The sequence below is a fragment of the Amycolatopsis keratiniphila subsp. keratiniphila genome, assembly GCF_001620365.2.
In the GTDB taxonomy this organism is placed as follows: domain Bacteria; phylum Actinomycetota; class Actinomycetes; order Mycobacteriales; family Pseudonocardiaceae; genus Amycolatopsis; species Amycolatopsis keratiniphila.
In genome coordinates this window covers 17563-34052 of the sequence record NZ_LQMT02000004.1, presented here as the reverse complement: position 1 = coordinate 34052, position 16490 = coordinate 17563, and the positions used below count along the sequence as shown (strand labels likewise).

Here is a 16490-nt window from a genome sequence, read left to right as displayed (position 1 = left end):
GGAGAACCGCCCGCGCCGCAGGACAAGGGTGCTCACAGCGGCGCCGCCCCGTATTTGCGGACGGCCCAGATCAGCACCGGGCCGCCGAGGAACGCGGTCACGATCGCGACCGGCACCTCGCCGGTCGGCAGCAGGATCCGAGAGCCGACGTCCGCGGCCAGCATCAGCACCGGGCCGAGCAGCGCGGCGAACGCGATCAGCCACGGGATCGACGCCCCCGCCACCCGCCTGGCCAGATGCGGCACGATCAGCCCGACGAACAGGATCGGCCCGGCCAGCGCGGTCGCCGCGCCCGCCATCAGCGTGATCAGCAGCAGGGTGACCGTCCGGACGCGTGCGACGTTCGCGCCGAGCGTATGCGCGACCGTCTCGCCGAGCGCGATGGCGTTCAGCTGACGGCTCACCGCGAACGCGCCCAGCAGGGACAGGCCGATGACGATCAGCGGGACCGTTACCGGCGCCTGTTCGCGACCGGCCAGCGAACCCACCGACCAGAACCGGTAGACGTCGAAGGTGTCCGGGAACAGCAGCCGCAGGCCGAGGGTGAGCCCCAGCAGCACGGCGCTCAACGCGGTCCCGGCGAGCACGAGCCGCAGCGGCGACTTGCTGCCGACCGCGTACACCAGCGCCGACGCGCCGACAGCGCCCAGCACCGCCAGGCCCAGTTCGGCGGGCGCCGACGCGGCGAGCCCGAACGAGGACCCCACCGCGATGGCGAACCCGGCCCCGGCGGTCACGCCGAGCACGCCGGGTTCGGCCAAAGCGTTGCGCGACAAGGCCTGCACGAGCACACCGCCGACGGCGAGCGCCGCGCCGACCCCGATCGCCAGCACCGCCCTCGGCATCCGGATGTCCAGGACCACCGCCCGGTCACTCGGATTCCCGTCGCCCAGCAGGGCGCGCACGACCTCGCCGGGGGCGATGGCGTGCGCGCCGACGCCGACGCTCAGCACGGCGACCACGACGAGCCCGAGCAGTGCGGCGCCGAGCAGCGCGGACCGCCCGGTGGTGGTCACTTCTTCAGCAGCGGCGCGAACGCCTGGTCGACGGCGTCCAAAGTGGACGTCGCGGCCCGGTAGGTGGCGGCCTCGGTGAAGCGGAACGGGTAGACCTTGCCCGCCTTCACCGCGGGGAGTTCCTTCCACAGCGGCGAGTCGAGGACGTACTTGACCGGGGCGGGCACGGAGCCGTCGGCGGCGACCGAGTAGGTGATCGCGTCGGCCTCGGCGAACGCGGTCGTCAGCTCCTCGATCGACGGGTACTCGCTGACGTCCTTCGAGCCGCCGCCCTTGACCTTGACCTGGCCGTAGTAGGTGGCGCCGATGTCCTGCGCGACGTTGGTGCCCCAGGAACCGTTGAACTCACGCTGGAAGTTGCCCTTGGCGACCTCGCCGTAGGCACCGACGTGGCCCAGCTTCAGCTGCGGCAGCACGGCCTTGTACTTCTCGGCGATTCCCTTGGCCTTGGTGTCGTACGCGGTCTTCAGCGCGTCGAACCCGGCCGCCGCACCGGCGGCGTCGGCCTGTTTGCGCGACAGCTCACGCCACATCGACGGCACCGACGGGCCGATCGCCACGACCGGCGCGATCGCTTCGAGCCGCTTGATGTCGATGTCGGCGAGCACCGGCTTCGGCACGCCGATCACGATGAGATCCGGATCCGCCTGCGCGATCGCCTCGTAGTTCGTCTCCGACGCCGACTCGCCCGCGACCTTCGCCAGCTCGTCGTACTTCTTGCGCTCCTGCTCGTTGAACAGCGGGATCCCGCGCTTCCAGCTGGACACCCCGACCAGCGGCGCGCCCGCTTCGAGCAGGGCGGGCACGGCGTAACCGGTGGCGATGACGCGCTTCGGCGTGACCGGGATGGTGATCTGGCCGTTGTCGGCGGCGAACACCCGGGTCGGACCGCCATCGGCCTGCCCGGCGTCGCCGGACCCACAGGCGGTGGCCGCGGTCACGACCGTCAAAGCGAGCGCGAGCGCTCCGGCGAGACGGCGGGTTCTTGTGGTGCGCATGGGTTTTCCTCGGTTTTCTTGGTGGGGATCAGTGGTCGTGCTCGTCGTCGAAGTCCGCGACGCCGCGTTTCCAGTAGCCGGTCACGTCGTGGTCGTCCTTGCCGAGCCCGAGGTCGTTCTTGAGCCAGCGGCGCAGCGGTTTGATCTGCCCCGCTTCACCGGCGACCCAGGCGTAGAGCCGTTCCCCGGCGGGGACCTCGATGGTCTGGACCGCGCGGGCGAGGACTTCGGAGGCGCCCGGCGCGACGTCGCCTCGATGCAGCCAGCGCACCTCGACGTCTTCGGGCGCGGACAGCTCGATCTCCTCGCTCGCGTCGGTGACCTCGATGAACGCCCAGCCCGCGGCGGTGCGCGGCAGTTCTTCGAGCCAGCGCGCGATCGCCGGCAGCGCGGTGACGTCGCCGGCGAGCAGGTAGCGGTCGTAGGTGTGCGGCACGATCAGCCCGCCGGGCGGGCCGGCGACGTGCACCGGCGTGCCGGGCGTGACCTTCTCGGCCCATCCGGAACCGAGCCCGCCTTCGTGCAGCGCGACGTCGAGGTGGAGCTCCCCGGAGGCAGGGTCGTACCGGCGGACCGTGTATTCGCGTGACGTCGGCGACGGCTTCGGCCAGCGCAGCATGTCGCCGTCCTGCACCGGCAGCCTCGGCTCGGCGTCGAGTTCGGGGAACAGGATCTTCACGTGCTCGTCGGGCGAATGCGCCTCGAAACCCGCCGTTCCCGGCCCTCCGAGAGTGACCCGGAGCAGCCCGGAGCCGACCATCTCGGTGCGGACGACCTCGGCTTGCCGGATGCGGATCGGATACGGCACCTTCTCCGCGTGCCGTCCCGCGCGGACTTCGGCGATGCGCTCCAGATGCCGGTGACGATGGTCGGCGCGGCTCACGCGGTGCTCCCGGTGAGGACCCGCGTCCAGTGGCCGAGGGTCGGCTGTTCGGCGAGATCGGCGAATTCGAGCGTGTCGGCGCCCTCGGTACGCCACTGCTCGACCAGGCCCATGATCCGCATCGAGTCGAGGCCGAGGTCGGTGAGGTCGGTCTCCGGCTTCAGCTCGGCCGGGTCACAGCCGAGGAGTTCGGCGACGTCGGCGTGGATCTTTTCGACGGTCAAGCTCATCGCGGTGCTCCGGCGTGGATCGGGGCCAGCGCGGCGAGCGCGGCGGCCGTGGTGGTCAGTGCGCCGCAGCGCTGGGCGACGTACTCGCAGGCCTGGTCGTGGCGTTCGCGGGAGAAGTCCGCGACCGCGTCGCCGACCAGGAACGGCTGGATGTCGCGCATGAACGCCTCGACGGCGGTGGCCTGGCAGCCGATATGCGCGTAGACCCCGGTGATCAGCAGCTGATCCCGGCCCGCTTCGGCGAGCTGCTCGGTGAACGTGCTGCGCTGGAAGGCGCTGTAGCGCCACTTCGTCAGCACCTTGTCCCCCGGCTTCGGGGCGAGCTCGGCCACCACGTCGGCCGCGGCGGGGTCGTCATCGATGACCGCGCCGATCCCGTCGCCCCAGAACTCGGTGAGCAGGCCGCGGTCCTCGGCGGCCTGGTGACCGGGCTGCGCGGTGTAGAACACCGGGACCCCCGCGGCACGGGCGGCATCGGCCAGCGCCGCGATGTTCGCGACCATCTCCGGGACCGGGGATCCCGCGTACGGCGCGAGGAAGTACCGCTGCGCGTCGTGCACCAGCAGCGCGGCACGGGCGGCGTCGGGTTTCCAGCCGACCCGTCCGGCGGGCAGCTCGGCCTCCGTCGGGAGGGCGTAGGGCTCGATCTTGGGCAGTGACACTCTCACTTCTCCTTCGCCAGAGCGGCCAGCGCCGCCCGCAGCTCGCGTTTGCTGGTCTTGCCGACCCCGGTCACCGGGAACTCCGGCACCACCTGGACCAGATCGGGCACCTTGAACGCCGCGACCCCGCGTTCGCGGACGAACCGGCGCAGCTCCGCCGCCCCGGGTTCGGCACCGGCCGCGGGGACGACGTAGGCGCAGGTGCGCTCGCCCAGGTACGGGTCCGGCACCGCGACGACGGCGGCGTCGAGCACGTCGGGGTGCGCCATCAGGTGGTTCTCGACCTCTTCCGCGGCCACCTTCTCGCCACCGCGGTTGATCTGTTCCTTGGCCCGGCCGACCACTTCCAGATGCCCGGACGGATGCCGCCGCACGAGGTCACCGGTGCGGTAGAAACCGTCCTCGGTGAACGCGGTCTTGTTGTGTTCCTCGGCGCGGTGATAGCCGCGGATCGTGTACGGGCCGCGGGTCAGCAGCGCGCCGATCTCCCCCGGCGCGACGACGTCGTCCGAAGTGGACAGTGGGTCGTCCGGGTTCACCACGCGGATCTCGTCGTCCGGCGAGATCGGCCGTCCCTGTGTGGCGAGGACGTACTCGTCCGGGTCGTCGAGCCGGGTGTAGCAGACCAGCCCCTCGGCCATGCCGAACACCTGCTGCAGACGGCATCCCAGCGCGGGCCCGATCTTCTCGGCCAGTTCACGGGCGCACTTCGCACCGCCGACCAGCAGGACGTCCAAAGAGGACAGATCCCGCTCGGTCCGCGCGGCCGCCTGCGCCCACGCCGCGGCGAGCGGCGGCACGAGGCCGGTGATCGTCACGCCTTCGGCCTCGATGAGCCGGAACGCGGTGTCGGCGTCGGGCCGCGGCGCGAACACCGTCGCCGCGCCCGCGTGCAGCGCGCCGAGCAGACCGGGCGAGCTGAGCGGGAAGTTGTGCGCGACCGGCAACGCGGCCAGGTACACGCTTTCCGGGCGCAGGCCGCAGATCCGGGCGCTTTCCCGGACGCTGTAGAGATAGTCGTCGTGCGTGCGCGGGATGAGCTTGGGCAATCCGGTGCTTCCCCCGGACAGCTGGAGGAACGCGACCCCGGCGGGATCGGGATCCGGCAGAGCGCGCGGAGTCGCCGCTTCGAGGACGGCGAATTCCTCCGTGCCGACGACGAAGACGTTGCGCACCGAGGGGGTCTCGGAGGCGACCGCCCGCGCCATCGCCGCGTGGTCGAACCGTTCGTGTTCGCCGACGGTGAGGATCGCCGCGGCCTCGCTCTGCTCGGCGAAATGCCGCAGCTCGCTCGCGCGGTGCGCGGGCAACGCGAACACCGGCAGCGCGCCGGCCCGCCACAGTCCGAACACGACGGACGCGAACTCCGGCACGTTCGGCAGTTGCACGACGACCCGGTCACCGGCCTGGATCCCGGCGCCGGCGAATCCGGCGGCGAGCCGGTGCGCGCGCTCGTCGAGTTCGGCGAACGTCCAGCGGGCGTTGTCGCCGATCACGGCGGGGCGCTCGGCGTACGCCTCGGCGAGGCTGGTCAGGAGCTTGCCGAAGGTCTGGCCGCGCCAGTACCCCGAAGCCCGGTAGCGCGCCGCGGTTTCCGGCGGCCAGGGCACGTGATCGGCGGTCATTCCACTCCCTCCAGACCGAGGGCCCGGAGCATGGTGCCGAATTTCGCGCCGGTCTCGGCGAGTTCGGCCGCCGGATCGGAACCCGCCACCACTCCCGCGCCGGCGAACAGCCGGACGGTCCGGTCCCGGACCTCGGCGCAGCGGATGGTGACGACCCATTCGCCGTCACCGTCCTGATCGGTCCAGCCGACGAGACCCGCGTAATAGCCGCGATCCTCGGGTTCGAGCGCGGCGATGGTGTCGCGGGCGAGTCCGGTCGGGACACCGCAGACCGCCGGTGTCGGATGCAGTGCCTCGGCCAGCCCGAGCGCGGACGAACCGGCGTCACTCGCGTCGGCGAGGCGTCCGCTGATCTTGGTCGAGAGATGCCACATCGTGGGCGTGCCGATCACCTCGGGTTCGGCGGGGACGTCGAGGTCGACGCAGAACCTGCCCAGTACTTCCGCCACCTGGGCGGCGACGTGCGCGTGTTCGTCACGGTCCTTTTCGGACGCCAGAAGATCCTTGATCCGCCGGGAGTTCTCGGCGTCGTCGGCCACCCGGGGCCGCGATCCCGCCAGCGGGTTGGCCATGACGACGCGACCGCGGCGGGAGACCAGGAGTTCCGGGCTCGCGCCGATCAGGGTGCGCGGCGCGGGATCCCCCGGCGCGCTGACGTCGACGGCGAAGGCGTGGGCGGCCGGATCCGCGTGGACGAGGCGTGCCAGCAGCCGCGGCACGGCGACGGGGCCGCCGCCGGTGACGTCGAGGCAGCGGGCCAGCACGATCTTGCGCAGGTCACCGTCGCGGATCTCGTCCAGCGCCCTCGCCACGGCAGTGGTGTAGACCTCCGGCGCGGGCCGCGGCGACACCGTCCAGTTCCCGCCGAGCGGGGCGACCGGACCACTCGCCTTCGGTGGTCCTGCCTTGCGCACCAAGGCGGGAACCACCAGGCTGCTCGGCGCGTCGGGCCGGAATCCGATCGCTCCGGCGACGACGGGTTCGGTCACTCCCGCCACGAGAGCGGCGTCGAGGACTTCGGCGGCGGCGCGGGCACGCTTGCCCGGCGCCGCGTGGACCGGCGCGTACACCCCGTCGGCGAGCAGCGATCCTCGAGCGGACGAGTAGTAGAACGATCCGGGCAGGTATGCCGCCAGCAGATCGGCCGCCTGATGGACCGGCCTTGGCCGGGCCGGTGCAGGTGAGGACACGACTGGATTCCCTTTCGCGAATACTACTGACCGAACAGGCGCTCGTGATACCCCCACACGAAAGCACCGACTACGACTTTTCGGTTAGCCTAACCTAATCGTACGGACCCGAAAAGTCCTCGTTGCGTCATCGAGATCACGCGCGGAGCGTCGCGCCGCCGTCGACGTAGAGGTTCTGCATCGTGATGTGCCGCGCGCGATCGGAGGCCAAAAACAGGACCGCGTCGGCGATATCGGCGGGTTCGGCTATCCGGCCCAGTGGTATGCCGACACGGTATTGCTCCGGATTCCCCGCGATGACACGGTCCGCGCCGTTCTCGTCCGTCCACAGTAGACGTTGCATGTCGGTGTCGGTCGAACCGGGCGAGACGATGTTGCAGCGAATGCCGGAACCGGCGAGTTCGAGCCCCAGACAGCGGGTCAGCATCGTCGCGGCCGCCTTCGACGCGGCGTACGCGGCCATCCCGCTGCGTGGGACTCCCGCCGCGTTCGACCCGACCGTCACCAGCACACCGCTCCGGCGGGGCAGCATCCGGCGGGAAATCTCGCGGAGCACGGTGAAGACTCCGGTGGAGTTGACCGCGAAGGTCGCCGCCCAGTCCTCGTCGCTCGTGTCGCAGACGGACCCCGGCTTCAGTACGCCCGCGACGGACGCCCCGATGCCGATCGGCCCGAGTTCGCTTTCGACCTCTTCGACCACCCTCGCGACGGCGGCAGGATCCCCGACGTCCGCGACGAACGAGGTCACACCGTCCCGGGAAGCGCTTTCGGCCAGGTCCACCGCCGCCACGATCGCGCCCGCCTCGGCGAGCCCGTCCACGACGGCCGCCCCGATCCCGCGCGCGCCTCCGGTGACGAGCGCGACCTTGCCCTCGATCCCCTCCACGCCACAACCACCCCACGTCCCGTTTGCTTAGCCTTGCCTAAGCTATCGGGCCCGCTCGGACAAAGCGAGGGACCGACACCGGTGATTCGGGACACTTCCCTTCGGGCCGGGGACGGCAAAAATACCGTGGTGCGCGGACCCGCACCCGGTGAAGTGCCGACGCAGCACCGGCACCGAGTTGGTCGGGGTGGTCGTGAGTGGCGATTCGTGTTCTAACCCGAAACGCCACTCACGACCCCTAACCAGGCAAAGGACACGACAGCGGACCGCGCTCGGACCCCTCGCCCCGCAACGTGATCTGCGCGCTTCCCCCCAGAGAATCCCTGGCAGTGCACACGATCTGGTCGACCGCCTTCGCCGACAGCCCGGCGACGCCGATCGACAGGGTCACCGTGACCCCGTTCGGCGCGGGTGTCTGGTCCAGCACCGTGGTGCCGGACGGGACTTCGGTGGTGTAGTGCCGTTCCCGCTCGCTTTCGTCCGGTCCGGCGGCGAGCAGGTCGACGGGGCTCGCCGGCGGCGACTCCTCGGCGAGCGGGCGCAGCACCCGGACCGGTTGCCCACCGGACAGGAAGTAGAGCACCGCGGCGTTGGCCGGGCCCGCCGGTGCGGGCGCTCCGGTGATCACCGCGCTCGGCCGGACACCGCAGCCCGCGACCATCGAGACGAGCAGAAGCGCCGAGAACCAGATCTTCCTCATTCCGCCGCTCCCCGCCGGGGCAAGCGCAGGGTGAACACCGCGCCACCGTCGGTACCGTTGGCCGCGCTCAAGGTGCCGCCGTGCAGCCGGGCGTTCTCCCAGGCGATCGCCAGCCCGAGCCCGCTGCCGCCGGACCTAGCCCTGGCCGAATCCGCCTTGTAGAACCGGTCGAACACGTGCGGCAGCACCTCGGGCGCCAGTCCGGGACCGCGATCCGAGACCTCCAGCGTGATCTGCTCCCCCGTCTCGGACAGCCGGAGCGAGACGGGCTTTTCCCCGTGCCGCAAGGCGTTCCCGACCAGATTCGCCACGATGACGTCGATCCGCCGCGGATCCCACCCGGCGAAGATCCCGGAAGGCAGGTCTCCCTCCACCTCGTTGGTCCAGCCCCGGATGCGCAGGCTCGCCGCGACCACCTCGGCGACGTCGACCTCCTCCGGTGCCAATGCGGCGGCCCCGGCGTCGAAGCGCGAGACCTCGATGAGGTCGTTCACCAGCCGCGTCAGATTGTGCGTCTCCTCGATGCTCATCTTCGCCGCGCGCCCGGCGTCCCCCGGCAGGCTCGACGCCTCCTGCTCCAGCACGTCCGCGACCGCGGTCATCGCGGCCAGCGGGGTGCGCAGTTCGTGCGAGACGTCGGCGACGAACCGCCGTGCGTCGGCTTCCATCCGTTCCAGCTCACCGACGTGGCGTTCCAGCGACTCGGCCGTCTCGTTGAACGTCCGCGCCACCCCGGCCAGTTCGTCCGAGCCGCGGACGCTGATCCGGGCCCGCAGGTCGCCCTCGCCCAGCCGCTTCGCCGCGTCACCCAGTTCCCGCACGGGCCGCAGGACCCCGCGGGCGGCCAGCAGCGCCAGCCCGATGGCGAAGACGAGCGCCAGCCCGCCGATCAGCCAGGCCCGGGTGGCGAGTTCACCGATGTTCTGTTGCTCCGGTACCAGCCACCGGGCGACATAGGCCTCGATTCCGGAGGCCTGCCGCTTGCCGTTCGGGAGGACGACGGTGAACGCGGTTCCCACCACCAGCATCGGTGTCCCTTCGGACATGACCCGCTGCCAGGCGACCGACCCCGACTTGACCTCCGCCCGGAGTTCCGGCGAGATCAGCGCTCGCATCTGCGCGCTCCCGACCGCCTTGTCCTCGTAGAAGACCAGGGAGTTCAGATCGCGATCCGCCAGTTCCCCGCTGATCCGGTTCAACGTCGCGTCGCTCGGCGGCAGCGGGCCGAGCGGATACAGCGCGGTGGCCTTGTCGACCAGGACACGGGCGGTGGCGTCCTGCGCCTGTTGGAGGATCAGTGTCCGGGACTGGACATAGGTGCCGCCGGCGACGGTCGCGGCGGTGATCACGACCAGCAGGCTGAACGCCACCAGCAGCCGCGTACGCAGACCCCAAAGTTTCACAGTGGCCCGAACCGGTAACCGAATCCGCGGACCGTCTGCACGTACACCGGTGCGGACGAGTCGTCCTCGATCTTCGCGCGCAGCCTCTGTACGCAGGCGTCGACGACGCGGGAATCGCCGAAATAGCCGTGCTCCCACACGCTTTCCAGCAGGTACTGGCGGCTGAGTACCCGGCCGGGGACCTGGGTGAGTTCGAGCAGCAGCCGCAGTTCGGTCGGGGCCAGGGCGAGCGGCTTGCCCGCCTTGGTCACCGTCAGCCCGGCGCGGTCGATGCCGAGATCGCCGTGACGTTCGATCTCGGCGGGCGCGGGCACCGCGGGCGCCGGTTGCCCGGTGCGGCGCAGCACCGCGCGGATCCTGGCCTCCAGCACCTGGGCCCTGGCGGGTTTGACCACGTAGTCGTCCGCGCCGGCGGCGAGCCCGGCCACCACGTCGATGTCCTCGTTGCGCGCGGTGAGCATGATGATCGGCAGGTCCCCCGCCGCGCGGATCCGGCGGCAGACCTCGAAGCCGTCGAGTCCGGGCAGCATGAGGTCCAGCACGACGATGTCCGGCGGTTTCGACGCGAGCCGGGCGAGGCCTTCCTCGCCGGTGGCCACCGCGTCGACCGCGTGGCCGCGTCCGCCCAACGCCATGCTGAGCCCGTCACGCACGGCTTGGTCGTCCTCGATGAGCAGCACCCTGGGCATGCCGACGACTATCGCAGCGCCGGACGGAATCCGCTCGTCCATGACACGCCATGATGCCCATCCTGTTTCCGCGGAACGTCCACGGAATGTCATCGTCGTGTCACGACGCGAACCGTGCGGAACGGTGACATTTTCGTCGGCGTCCGCGCACGTCGCCGCGATCGGGTTCGGACAGGCGGCCGCGACCGTTGACGGTATGAAAGAACTCCTGCTCGCGGCGATCACCCGAGTCCTCGCGGTCCTGCTGCTGATCCCGGCGTGGCTGGCCTCCCCCGGCCGGGCCCGCCGTCTCGCCTGCGGCTGGGCGCTGGCGCTGCGGTTCCCCGCCGAGAACCTCGCCGGGCTCACCCCCGGAACACTCGCCGCGTTCACCGAGGCCAGGACCGAGGCGTTCTGGCGGCATCGCACGCTCCTCGGCGTGACCTCGGGACATCGCGACGCCGCCGAGCAGCATCGGCTGTTCCTCGCCGAAGCCGGGCGAAAGCGGGTCCTGCCGCCGAAGGATTCCGCGCACGTCCGGGGAACCGCGCTGGACGTCCGGCCGCGCGAAGGCGCGCAGTGGCTGGAGGACCACGGCGCCCGCTTCGCGCTTTACCGGATCTACGACAACGAATGGTGGCATTTCGAGTACCGGCCCGGCGAGGTTCCGCCCGAGCGGTTGCCACATCCTGGCTGGCGGGCCGGTGTCAGCCGGTGACCGTGATCCGCGGTGCCAGCGCGGCCAGGAAATCGGGCGCGTCGAAGATCTCGCCCGCCGACACGACCCCCGTCGCCTTGACCCGTCCGTCGAGCACGCGCTGGACGGCCTCCACCACCAGCGGCGCCGTGATCGCGTAGATGTCCTGGCCCCGCGCGACGATCCGCCGTTCCTCCCCACCGGACCGCACGACGACGTCGACCACGAACTCCTGCGAGGACGGGCCGTCGGAGGGAGGCGCGGGCGTCTCGGGCGTCACCACCTCGCGCGCCGCGTCCACGGTCATGTACGTGGTCACTTCGGGGATGTCGAGGTGACTCGGCACGGTGACGACGTCGGCCATCGTGAACTCGCCCAGCACGGCACGGGTCCCGAGCGGCGCGGGGAAGTCCCAGTCCAGCTCCGGCAGCGCGTCCTCGCGGCGTTCGATGCGGCCGCCGGCGAACCGGATCCGCTTGCCGTCGCGCCGTTCCCGCGAGACCTTGCCCGCCGCACGGGTCCCCTCCGTCGGATGCCAGCTGCTCAGCGCGTAGGCGATATGCGCTTCGTCCGCTGAAGTCCACTCACCCATGGCGGCGGTGACCATCAGGTCGCCGAGCCCGCCGAAGAACGCCATCGCCGGGACCACCGTCGCTCTCCCGGCACGGTCGGCGAAGTCCGCGAAGGTGTCCATGTTCGCTTCGAGTTCCGCCGCCACGTCCAGATACGGGACGCCTGCCCGCAGCGCTGCTTCGATCACCGGCGCGGCGGTGTCCGCGAACGGCCCGGCGGCGTTGATCACCGCGTCCGCGCCCACGAACGCGCGGTCGAGCGAAGCCGGATCGTCGACCGAAGCCCGGCGGATCTCGACGTCGGACCAAGGCAGGTCGCGCAGTTTGGCCTCGTCGCGACCGACGGCGACAACGCCGAAGCCGCGCTCGCGCAAATCCGCCACCACGAACCGCCCGGTGTGCCCGTAGGCCCCGAACACCGCGATGTCGTACGTACCCATGGTTTCTCCTGCCCTCGGTTGATCCACTGTGGACCATCCTGTCGGCGGAGGACGCCGATCGACAGTGTCCGGAATGCCATCATGCGTACACTTTCGGACATGAGTACGGTCGCCCTCGCCGCCACGGACGGCATGCTGCAGTTCGAGCTGTCCATCGCGCACGAGGTCTTCGACACGGGCCTGTACGAATTCGGGGTCTACGGCTCGGAAGCGGTGAAGGTCGGACGCTTCCTGCTCGAACCGGATCACGGGCTCGAACGCCTCGCGCGTGCCCATACCGTCATCGTCCCCGGCTGGGCAGACATCGACACCGATCCGCCCGCGGACCTGGTCGAGGCCGTGCGTGCCGCCCACGATGCGGGCGCGCGGGTCGCCTCCCTGTGCACGGGCGCGTTCGTCCTGGCGGCCGCCGGCCTGCTCGACGGCCGCCGCGCGACGACGCATTGGGCGCACACCGACGTCCTCGCCGCCCGGTATCCCGCGGTCGAGGTCGATCCCGGCGTCCTCTACGTCGACAACGGCAGCGTGCTGACCTCGGCGGGCAAGGCCGCCGCGATGGACCTGTGCCTGCACCTGGTCCGCCGCGACCACGGTTCGGCGGTCGCGAACACCGTCGCCCGCCGTCTGGTCGTGCCGCCGCACCGCGCGGGCGGGCAGGCCCAGTTCGTCACCACCCCGGTACCCGACCAGGACGACCATCCGCTCGGCGGGCTGCTCCCCTGGGTCACCGAGCGGCTGGACCGGCCGCTGACCGTCGAGGACCTCGCCCGGCAGGCCAACATGAGTTCCCGCAACCTGGCCCGGCATTTCCGGTCGGCGACCGGGACGACGCCGCTGCGCTGGCTGCTGACCCAGCGCATCCGCCGCGCGCAGGAACTCCTGGAGCGGACCGACGACAGCATCGACCTGATCGCGGAGGCCACCGGGATGGGTACCGCCGCGACCTTGCGGCGGCATTTCAACCGGACGGTCGGCGTGCCGCCGGACAGCTACCGCCGCACCTTCCGCGCCGCTACCGCAGCCGTGCCGTGATCAGGTCCGCGACGGCCGTCATCCCGGCCTCGTTCGGGTGGTACGGCACGCGTCCCTGCGTGGTCGAGTAACGCTCCATCCACGGGACGGCCGCGCAGGCGTCGTGATCGGCGCTGGCCGCGGCCGCCGGGATCAGGGTGGCCCGCTCGGCGCGAGCTGCCCGCCGGGTCGCCGCCGCAAGCCGGCCCGCCACCTCGCGTTCGAAGACGAGCTGCTCCGGCGTCAGCGGAACACCGTCGCAGGCGGGCCTTTCACCGGGAACGATCGTCAGGTAGTCGACGACCAGCACCCGTGCCCGCGGCGCGCGCCGATGGACCGCCGCGATGACGGCGCCGATCTTCTCGTGCACCGTGGTGAGCGCCGCGCGGACGGCGTTCCGGTCGACCTGGCCGCAGTTCGCGCCGCCGGTGTTCTGGCAGCCGTAGGTGAACAGGCTCCCGACGTAGCCGACGTCGTTGCCGCCGATGGTGATCGTCACGAGCCGGGTGTCCTTGGTGACGGCCTCGATCTGCGGTGGTTGCCCGGCCTGTCCAGTGGTGAGGATGTTCGCCGTCGTCGCCCCGCTGCAGGTGACGTCGGTGAGGGCGAGACCGCGTGACCCTGCGACGAGACTCGCGTAGTTCTTCGTCGAACGTCCGCACGCCGCCGGGGTCCCGGGCTGCTGTGGCGGAATTCCCGGGCCCGCTGCGAAGGAACTGCCCATGGCGACGTAGCGGGCAGGCGCGACCGCCTGCGCGGGCGGGGTGGCCAGAAGAGCGACCGAGGCCGCGGCGAGCACCGCGGCGGATATCCGCTTGAACATGTCGAACCCCTTATCTCGTAAAGGTGACCGGTTCCGGTCCCGCGATGCCGTCGATGGCACCGAGGGCGAGCAGATCTTCGGGGCGTGGCTTCAGCGCGCCGGCGAGGGCGGGGACGTCTTCGGGCCCCCGTTTGAGGATCCCGGCCGCCAGTTCCGGGGCGATGACGGAGAAACAGGCGTCCGGGGTGAGCCAGATCCGGTCCGCCGAGCAGAAGGCGAGCGCGCCGCCCGATCCCCCTTCACCGATCACCAGGGTAGTGATCGGCACCTCCGCCGTCGCGATGGTGCCGAACAGTTCGGCGATCGCGTTCCCGGCGCCGTCGGTCTCCGCGGCCGGATCGGCGGCCGCGCCCGGGGTGTCCACGAGCGTCAGCACCGGCAGCGCCAGCCGGTCGGCGAGACGGATCAGCCGGGTCGCCGAGCGGAAACCGCCGGGGGTGGTCGCCGTCCCGGTCTGCGCCGCGAACGCGATGGCACGTCCGCCCCGGCTGCCGATCCCGCAGACGGCACCGTCGTCGACGCCACCGCGGAGGGTGACGCGGGTGTCGAAGTAGTCGTCGAGGTAAGCGTCCGCGCGGGGCCGGTCCGCCGACCGGGCGCGCTGGACGGCACGCCAGCCGTCCGGCGCGGCATCGAGGGCACCGAGCGCGCGGGGCAGCTCCGCCGGATGGTTCCGGGAACCGCCGGACAGCAGACCGAGCCAGATCTCCAGCCGATCGGCGATCGCGCCCTCGGCCACCAGTTCGTCGACATATCCGGCCGCGTACTGGCTCTCCGCCGTGTAGGCGGGATCGTCGGCGTACCGCCGCGGCCGCACCCGGCGTCCGGCGAAGCCCACCTGGGCGCCGGGCACGGCGAGCACGACATCGGCGTCGGCGCCGAGGGAGGCCCACACGCCCCCGGTGGTCGGGTGCCGCGCGACGGTGACGTGCGGCAGGCCCGCTTCCCGCAACCGCGCGAGACCACGCGCGATCCGTTGCAGTTGCCGGAGCGCGGGAACGCCTTCCTGCATCCGCGTGCCGCCCGTGGACAGCAGCGAAACGACCGGCAGCCGGTGTGAACGGGCCTGATCGAGCGCTTCTTCGAGCAGCGCGCCGGTGCCGGTGCCGACCGAGCCGCCGAGGAAGCCGAACTCGAAGCGGATCGTCACGGCCTCGTGGCCGCCGAACTTCGCGCGTTCCCAGACGACCGACTCGTCCGTGCCCGTGCGGTCCCTGGCGCGCGCCAGGGAATCGGCGTAACCGGCCCAGCCCAGCGGGTCAGTCATGGAGCGCCCGCTTGAGGACCTTGCCCATCTCGTTGCGGGGCAACGCTTCCAGGTAGTGCACCACCCGCGGCCGCTTGTGCGGTGACAGCAGTCCGGCGACGTGGTCGGCGAGTTCGGCCGCAGTCGGTTTGTCCGCGGCGGGGACGATCCAGGCCACGATGCGCTCGCCGAGGTCGTCGTCGGGTTCCCCGGTGACGGCCGCTTCGGCGACCCCCGGATGTTCCAGGAGCGCGTTCTCGATCTCGCCCGCGCCGATCTTGTAGCCGCCGCTCTTGATCAGGTCGGTGGCCCGGCGACCGACGATGCGCACGTAGCCGTCCGGATCGCGGATCGCCATGTCGCCGGTCTTGAACCATCCGTCGTGCAGCGCGGCTTCCGTGGCGTCGGGCCGGTTCAGGTAGCCGAGGAACAGGTTCGGGCCGCGGACCTCGATCTCGCCGACCGTCTCGCCGTCGAGTGGCTCCCCGGCGTCGTCGACCAGCCTCAGTTCGACCCCGGGCACCGGCGGGCCGACCGCGCCGGGCCGCCGGTCCCCCGTGGCGCGGACACCGCAGTTCATCAGCGTCTCGGTCATGCCATAGCGTTCGACGACGCGTTGCCCGGTCGCGGCGGTGATCCGCTCGTGGTCGGTCGCGGGCAGGGCCGCCGAGCCCGAGACGAGCAGCCGCGCCGCGCCCACCCCGGCGGCCAGCACGGGATCGGCCTCGCAATCGGCCGCCAGCCGGTGATACATCGTCGGGACGCCGAAGAGCATCGTCCCGTCCCCGGCGAGTTCCTTCGCGGCGGCCTCACTCGAGAACCGCCCGAGGTGGCGCAGCGAGCCGCCCCGCCGCAGCGGGCCGACCACGCCCAGGATCAGGCCGTGCACATGGAAGAGCGGGAGGGCGTGCACGAGGACGTCGGCCCCGGTCCAGTCCCAGATCTCCGCGAGCGCGTCGAGATTCGACGCCACCGCGCGACGCGGGAGCAGGACTCCCTTCGGTGGCCCGGTGGTGCCCGACGTGTAGATGACGAACGCCGGAGCCTCCGGGTCCGGTTCGCCGCCTCGCCACGGCGTGCCCGAGACGTCCAGCTCGACCGGAACCCGGTGCAGCGCCCCGAGTTCCGGTGGCAAGGCGGCATCCGGCTTGGCCAGCACGAGATCCGGCGCGCTGTCGGCGACGATATGCGCCAGTTCGCGCGATCCGGCCTTCGGGTTGATCGGCACCACCGGGACTCCGGCGGTCAGCGCGGCCACGATCGCGACACAGGTCCGCAGCGTCGGCGTCGCCCACACCGCGACCCGCGTGCGGCCCGCGAGTCCGGCGGCGATCGGCCCCGCGACGGACGCGAGTTCGCCGTAGGTCAGGGATTCGTCACCGAAGCGCAGGGCGACGCGGTCGTTCCCGGCGGTCAGTCCGGACAGCATGGATCTCCTCC

The 16490-nt window shown here is 71.5% G+C and carries 17 protein-coding genes; 2 read left to right on the top strand and 15 right to left on the bottom strand.

Translation table 11 applies throughout. From position 1 onward, the window contains the following. Positions 1–32: 32 nt before the first annotated feature. From AVR91_RS01955 to AVR91_RS01905, 11 genes are all read right to left on the bottom strand, one after another. Entirely contained in the window at positions 33–1016 is a 984-nt protein-coding gene (locus AVR91_RS01955) for a FecCD family ABC transporter permease (RefSeq protein ID WP_063273851.1), read from the bottom strand. Then, entirely contained in the window at positions 1013–2014 is a 1002-nt protein-coding gene (locus AVR91_RS01950; protein WP_063273850.1) for an ABC transporter substrate-binding protein, read from the bottom strand. Before AVR91_RS01950 ends, AVR91_RS01955 begins: the two co-directional genes overlap by 4 nt. 28 nt (positions 2015–2042) lie before the next feature. Further along, entirely contained in the window at positions 2043–2897 is an 855-nt protein-coding gene (locus AVR91_RS01945) for a siderophore-interacting protein (RefSeq protein WP_063273849.1), read from the bottom strand. Continuing rightward, a complete protein-coding gene (locus AVR91_RS01940; RefSeq protein WP_016333892.1) occupies positions 2894–3127 on the bottom strand; it encodes a phosphopantetheine-binding protein in 234 nt (77 codons plus the stop codon). Before AVR91_RS01940 ends, AVR91_RS01945 begins: the two co-directional genes overlap by 4 nt. After that, complete coding sequence (locus AVR91_RS01935; protein ID WP_043848092.1) at positions 3124–3795, bottom strand: isochorismatase family protein; 672 nt, start codon at positions 3793–3795, stop codon at positions 3124–3126. The genes AVR91_RS01940 and AVR91_RS01935 overlap by 4 nt, the downstream gene beginning before the upstream one ends. Continuing rightward, positions 3792–5414: a (2,3-dihydroxybenzoyl)adenylate synthase gene (locus tag AVR91_RS01930; RefSeq protein ID WP_063273848.1), complete on the bottom strand. Its 1623-nt coding sequence runs from the start codon at positions 5412–5414 to the stop codon at positions 3792–3794. Before AVR91_RS01930 ends, AVR91_RS01935 begins: the two co-directional genes overlap by 4 nt. Then, positions 5411–6604 (bottom strand): isochorismate synthase, encoded by a 1194-nt coding sequence (locus AVR91_RS01925; RefSeq protein ID WP_063273847.1) that lies wholly within the window; start codon positions 6602–6604, stop codon positions 5411–5413. The genes AVR91_RS01930 and AVR91_RS01925 overlap by 4 nt, the downstream gene beginning before the upstream one ends. Before the next feature lie 136 nt (positions 6605–6740). Further along, on the bottom strand, positions 6741–7490 hold the full coding sequence (dhbA, locus tag AVR91_RS01920; protein ID WP_063273846.1) for a 2,3-dihydro-2,3-dihydroxybenzoate dehydrogenase: 750 nt from the start codon (positions 7488–7490) through the stop codon (positions 6741–6743). Between the two features lie 238 nt (positions 7491–7728). Further along, positions 7729–8190, bottom strand: a complete 462-nt coding sequence (locus AVR91_RS01915; RefSeq protein ID WP_063273845.1) for a GerMN domain-containing protein — start codon at positions 8188–8190, stop codon at positions 7729–7731. Continuing rightward, complete coding sequence (locus tag AVR91_RS01910; protein ID WP_063273844.1) at positions 8187–9593, bottom strand: ATP-binding protein; 1407 nt, start codon at positions 9591–9593, stop codon at positions 8187–8189. The genes AVR91_RS01915 and AVR91_RS01910 overlap by 4 nt, the downstream gene beginning before the upstream one ends. After that, entirely contained in the window at positions 9590–10324 is a 735-nt protein-coding gene (locus AVR91_RS01905; protein WP_063273843.1) for a response regulator transcription factor, read from the bottom strand. Before AVR91_RS01905 ends, AVR91_RS01910 begins: the two co-directional genes overlap by 4 nt. Before the next feature lie 154 nt (positions 10325–10478). Here AVR91_RS01905 and AVR91_RS01900 point away from each other — a divergent pair, with 154 nt between their 5' ends. Beyond that, the gene (locus tag AVR91_RS01900; RefSeq protein ID WP_063273859.1) at positions 10479–10979 is read left to right on the top strand and encodes a M15 family metallopeptidase domain-containing protein; all 501 of its coding nucleotides are present in this window, start codon (positions 10479–10481) and stop codon (positions 10977–10979) included. Here the strand turns inward: AVR91_RS01900 and AVR91_RS01895 are convergent. Continuing rightward, positions 10969–11970 carry a saccharopine dehydrogenase family protein gene (locus tag AVR91_RS01895; RefSeq protein ID WP_063273842.1) on the bottom strand — a complete coding sequence of 334 codons (1002 nt, stop codon included), beginning with the start codon at positions 11968–11970 and terminating at the stop codon, positions 10969–10971. The two genes, AVR91_RS01900 and AVR91_RS01895, sit on opposite strands and share 11 nt — an antisense overlap. A 99-nt stretch (positions 11971–12069) precedes the next feature. On the opposite strand from AVR91_RS01895, the gene AVR91_RS01890 reads away from it, so the two are divergent. Further along, positions 12070–13002 (top strand): helix-turn-helix domain-containing protein, encoded by a 933-nt coding sequence (locus tag AVR91_RS01890; RefSeq protein ID WP_063273858.1) that lies wholly within the window; start codon positions 12070–12072, stop codon positions 13000–13002. On the opposite strand, the gene AVR91_RS01885 is transcribed toward AVR91_RS01890, so the two are convergent. The 3 genes from AVR91_RS01885 to AVR91_RS01875 are packed head-to-tail and all read right to left on the bottom strand — an operon-like array spanning position 12983 to position 16479. After that, positions 12983–13804 carry an SGNH/GDSL hydrolase family protein gene (locus tag AVR91_RS01885; protein WP_063273841.1) on the bottom strand — a complete coding sequence of 274 codons (822 nt, stop codon included), beginning with the start codon at positions 13802–13804 and terminating at the stop codon, positions 12983–12985. The two genes, AVR91_RS01890 and AVR91_RS01885, sit on opposite strands and share 20 nt — an antisense overlap. A 10-nt stretch (positions 13805–13814) precedes the next feature. Then, positions 13815–15071 carry a carboxyl transferase domain-containing protein gene (locus AVR91_RS01880; protein ID WP_063273840.1) on the bottom strand — a complete coding sequence of 419 codons (1257 nt, stop codon included), beginning with the start codon at positions 15069–15071 and terminating at the stop codon, positions 13815–13817. Next, positions 15064–16479, bottom strand: a complete 1416-nt coding sequence (locus AVR91_RS01875) for an acyl-CoA synthetase (RefSeq protein WP_076857233.1) — start codon at positions 16477–16479, stop codon at positions 15064–15066. The genes AVR91_RS01880 and AVR91_RS01875 overlap by 8 nt, the downstream gene beginning before the upstream one ends. Positions 16480–16490: the final 11 nt, after the last annotated feature.

Excerpts from the sequence above, each read along its gene's own strand:
- AVR91_RS01950 (WP_063273850.1), bottom strand. The coding sequence starts at position 2,014 with ATGCGCACCACAAGAACCCGCCGTCTCGCCGGAGCGCTCGCGCTCGCT.
- AVR91_RS01940 (WP_016333892.1), bottom strand. The coding sequence starts at position 3,127 with ATGAGCTTGACCGTCGAAAAGATCCACGCCGACGTCGCCGAACTCCTC.
- AVR91_RS01930 (WP_063273848.1), bottom strand. The coding sequence starts at position 5,414 with ATGACCGCCGATCACGTGCCCTGGCCGCCGGAAACCGCGGCGCGCTAC.
- AVR91_RS01915 (WP_063273845.1), bottom strand. The coding sequence starts at position 8,190 with ATGAGGAAGATCTGGTTCTCGGCGCTTCTGCTCGTCTCGATGGTCGCG.
- AVR91_RS01905 (WP_063273843.1), bottom strand. The coding sequence starts at position 10,324 with ATGGACGAGCGGATTCCGTCCGGCGCTGCGATAGTCGTCGGCATGCCC.
- AVR91_RS01900 (WP_063273859.1), top strand. The coding sequence starts at position 10,479 with ATGAAAGAACTCCTGCTCGCGGCGATCACCCGAGTCCTCGCGGTCCTG.
- AVR91_RS01895 (WP_063273842.1), bottom strand. The coding sequence starts at position 11,970 with ATGGGTACGTACGACATCGCGGTGTTCGGGGCCTACGGGCACACCGGG.
- AVR91_RS01890 (WP_063273858.1), top strand. The coding sequence starts at position 12,070 with ATGAGTACGGTCGCCCTCGCCGCCACGGACGGCATGCTGCAGTTCGAG.
- AVR91_RS01885 (WP_063273841.1), bottom strand. The coding sequence starts at position 13,804 with ATGTTCAAGCGGATATCCGCCGCGGTGCTCGCCGCGGCCTCGGTCGCT.
- AVR91_RS01880 (WP_063273840.1), bottom strand. The coding sequence starts at position 15,071 with ATGACTGACCCGCTGGGCTGGGCCGGTTACGCCGATTCCCTGGCGCGC.
- AVR91_RS01875 (WP_076857233.1), bottom strand. The coding sequence starts at position 16,479 with ATGCTGTCCGGACTGACCGCCGGGAACGACCGCGTCGCCCTGCGCTTC.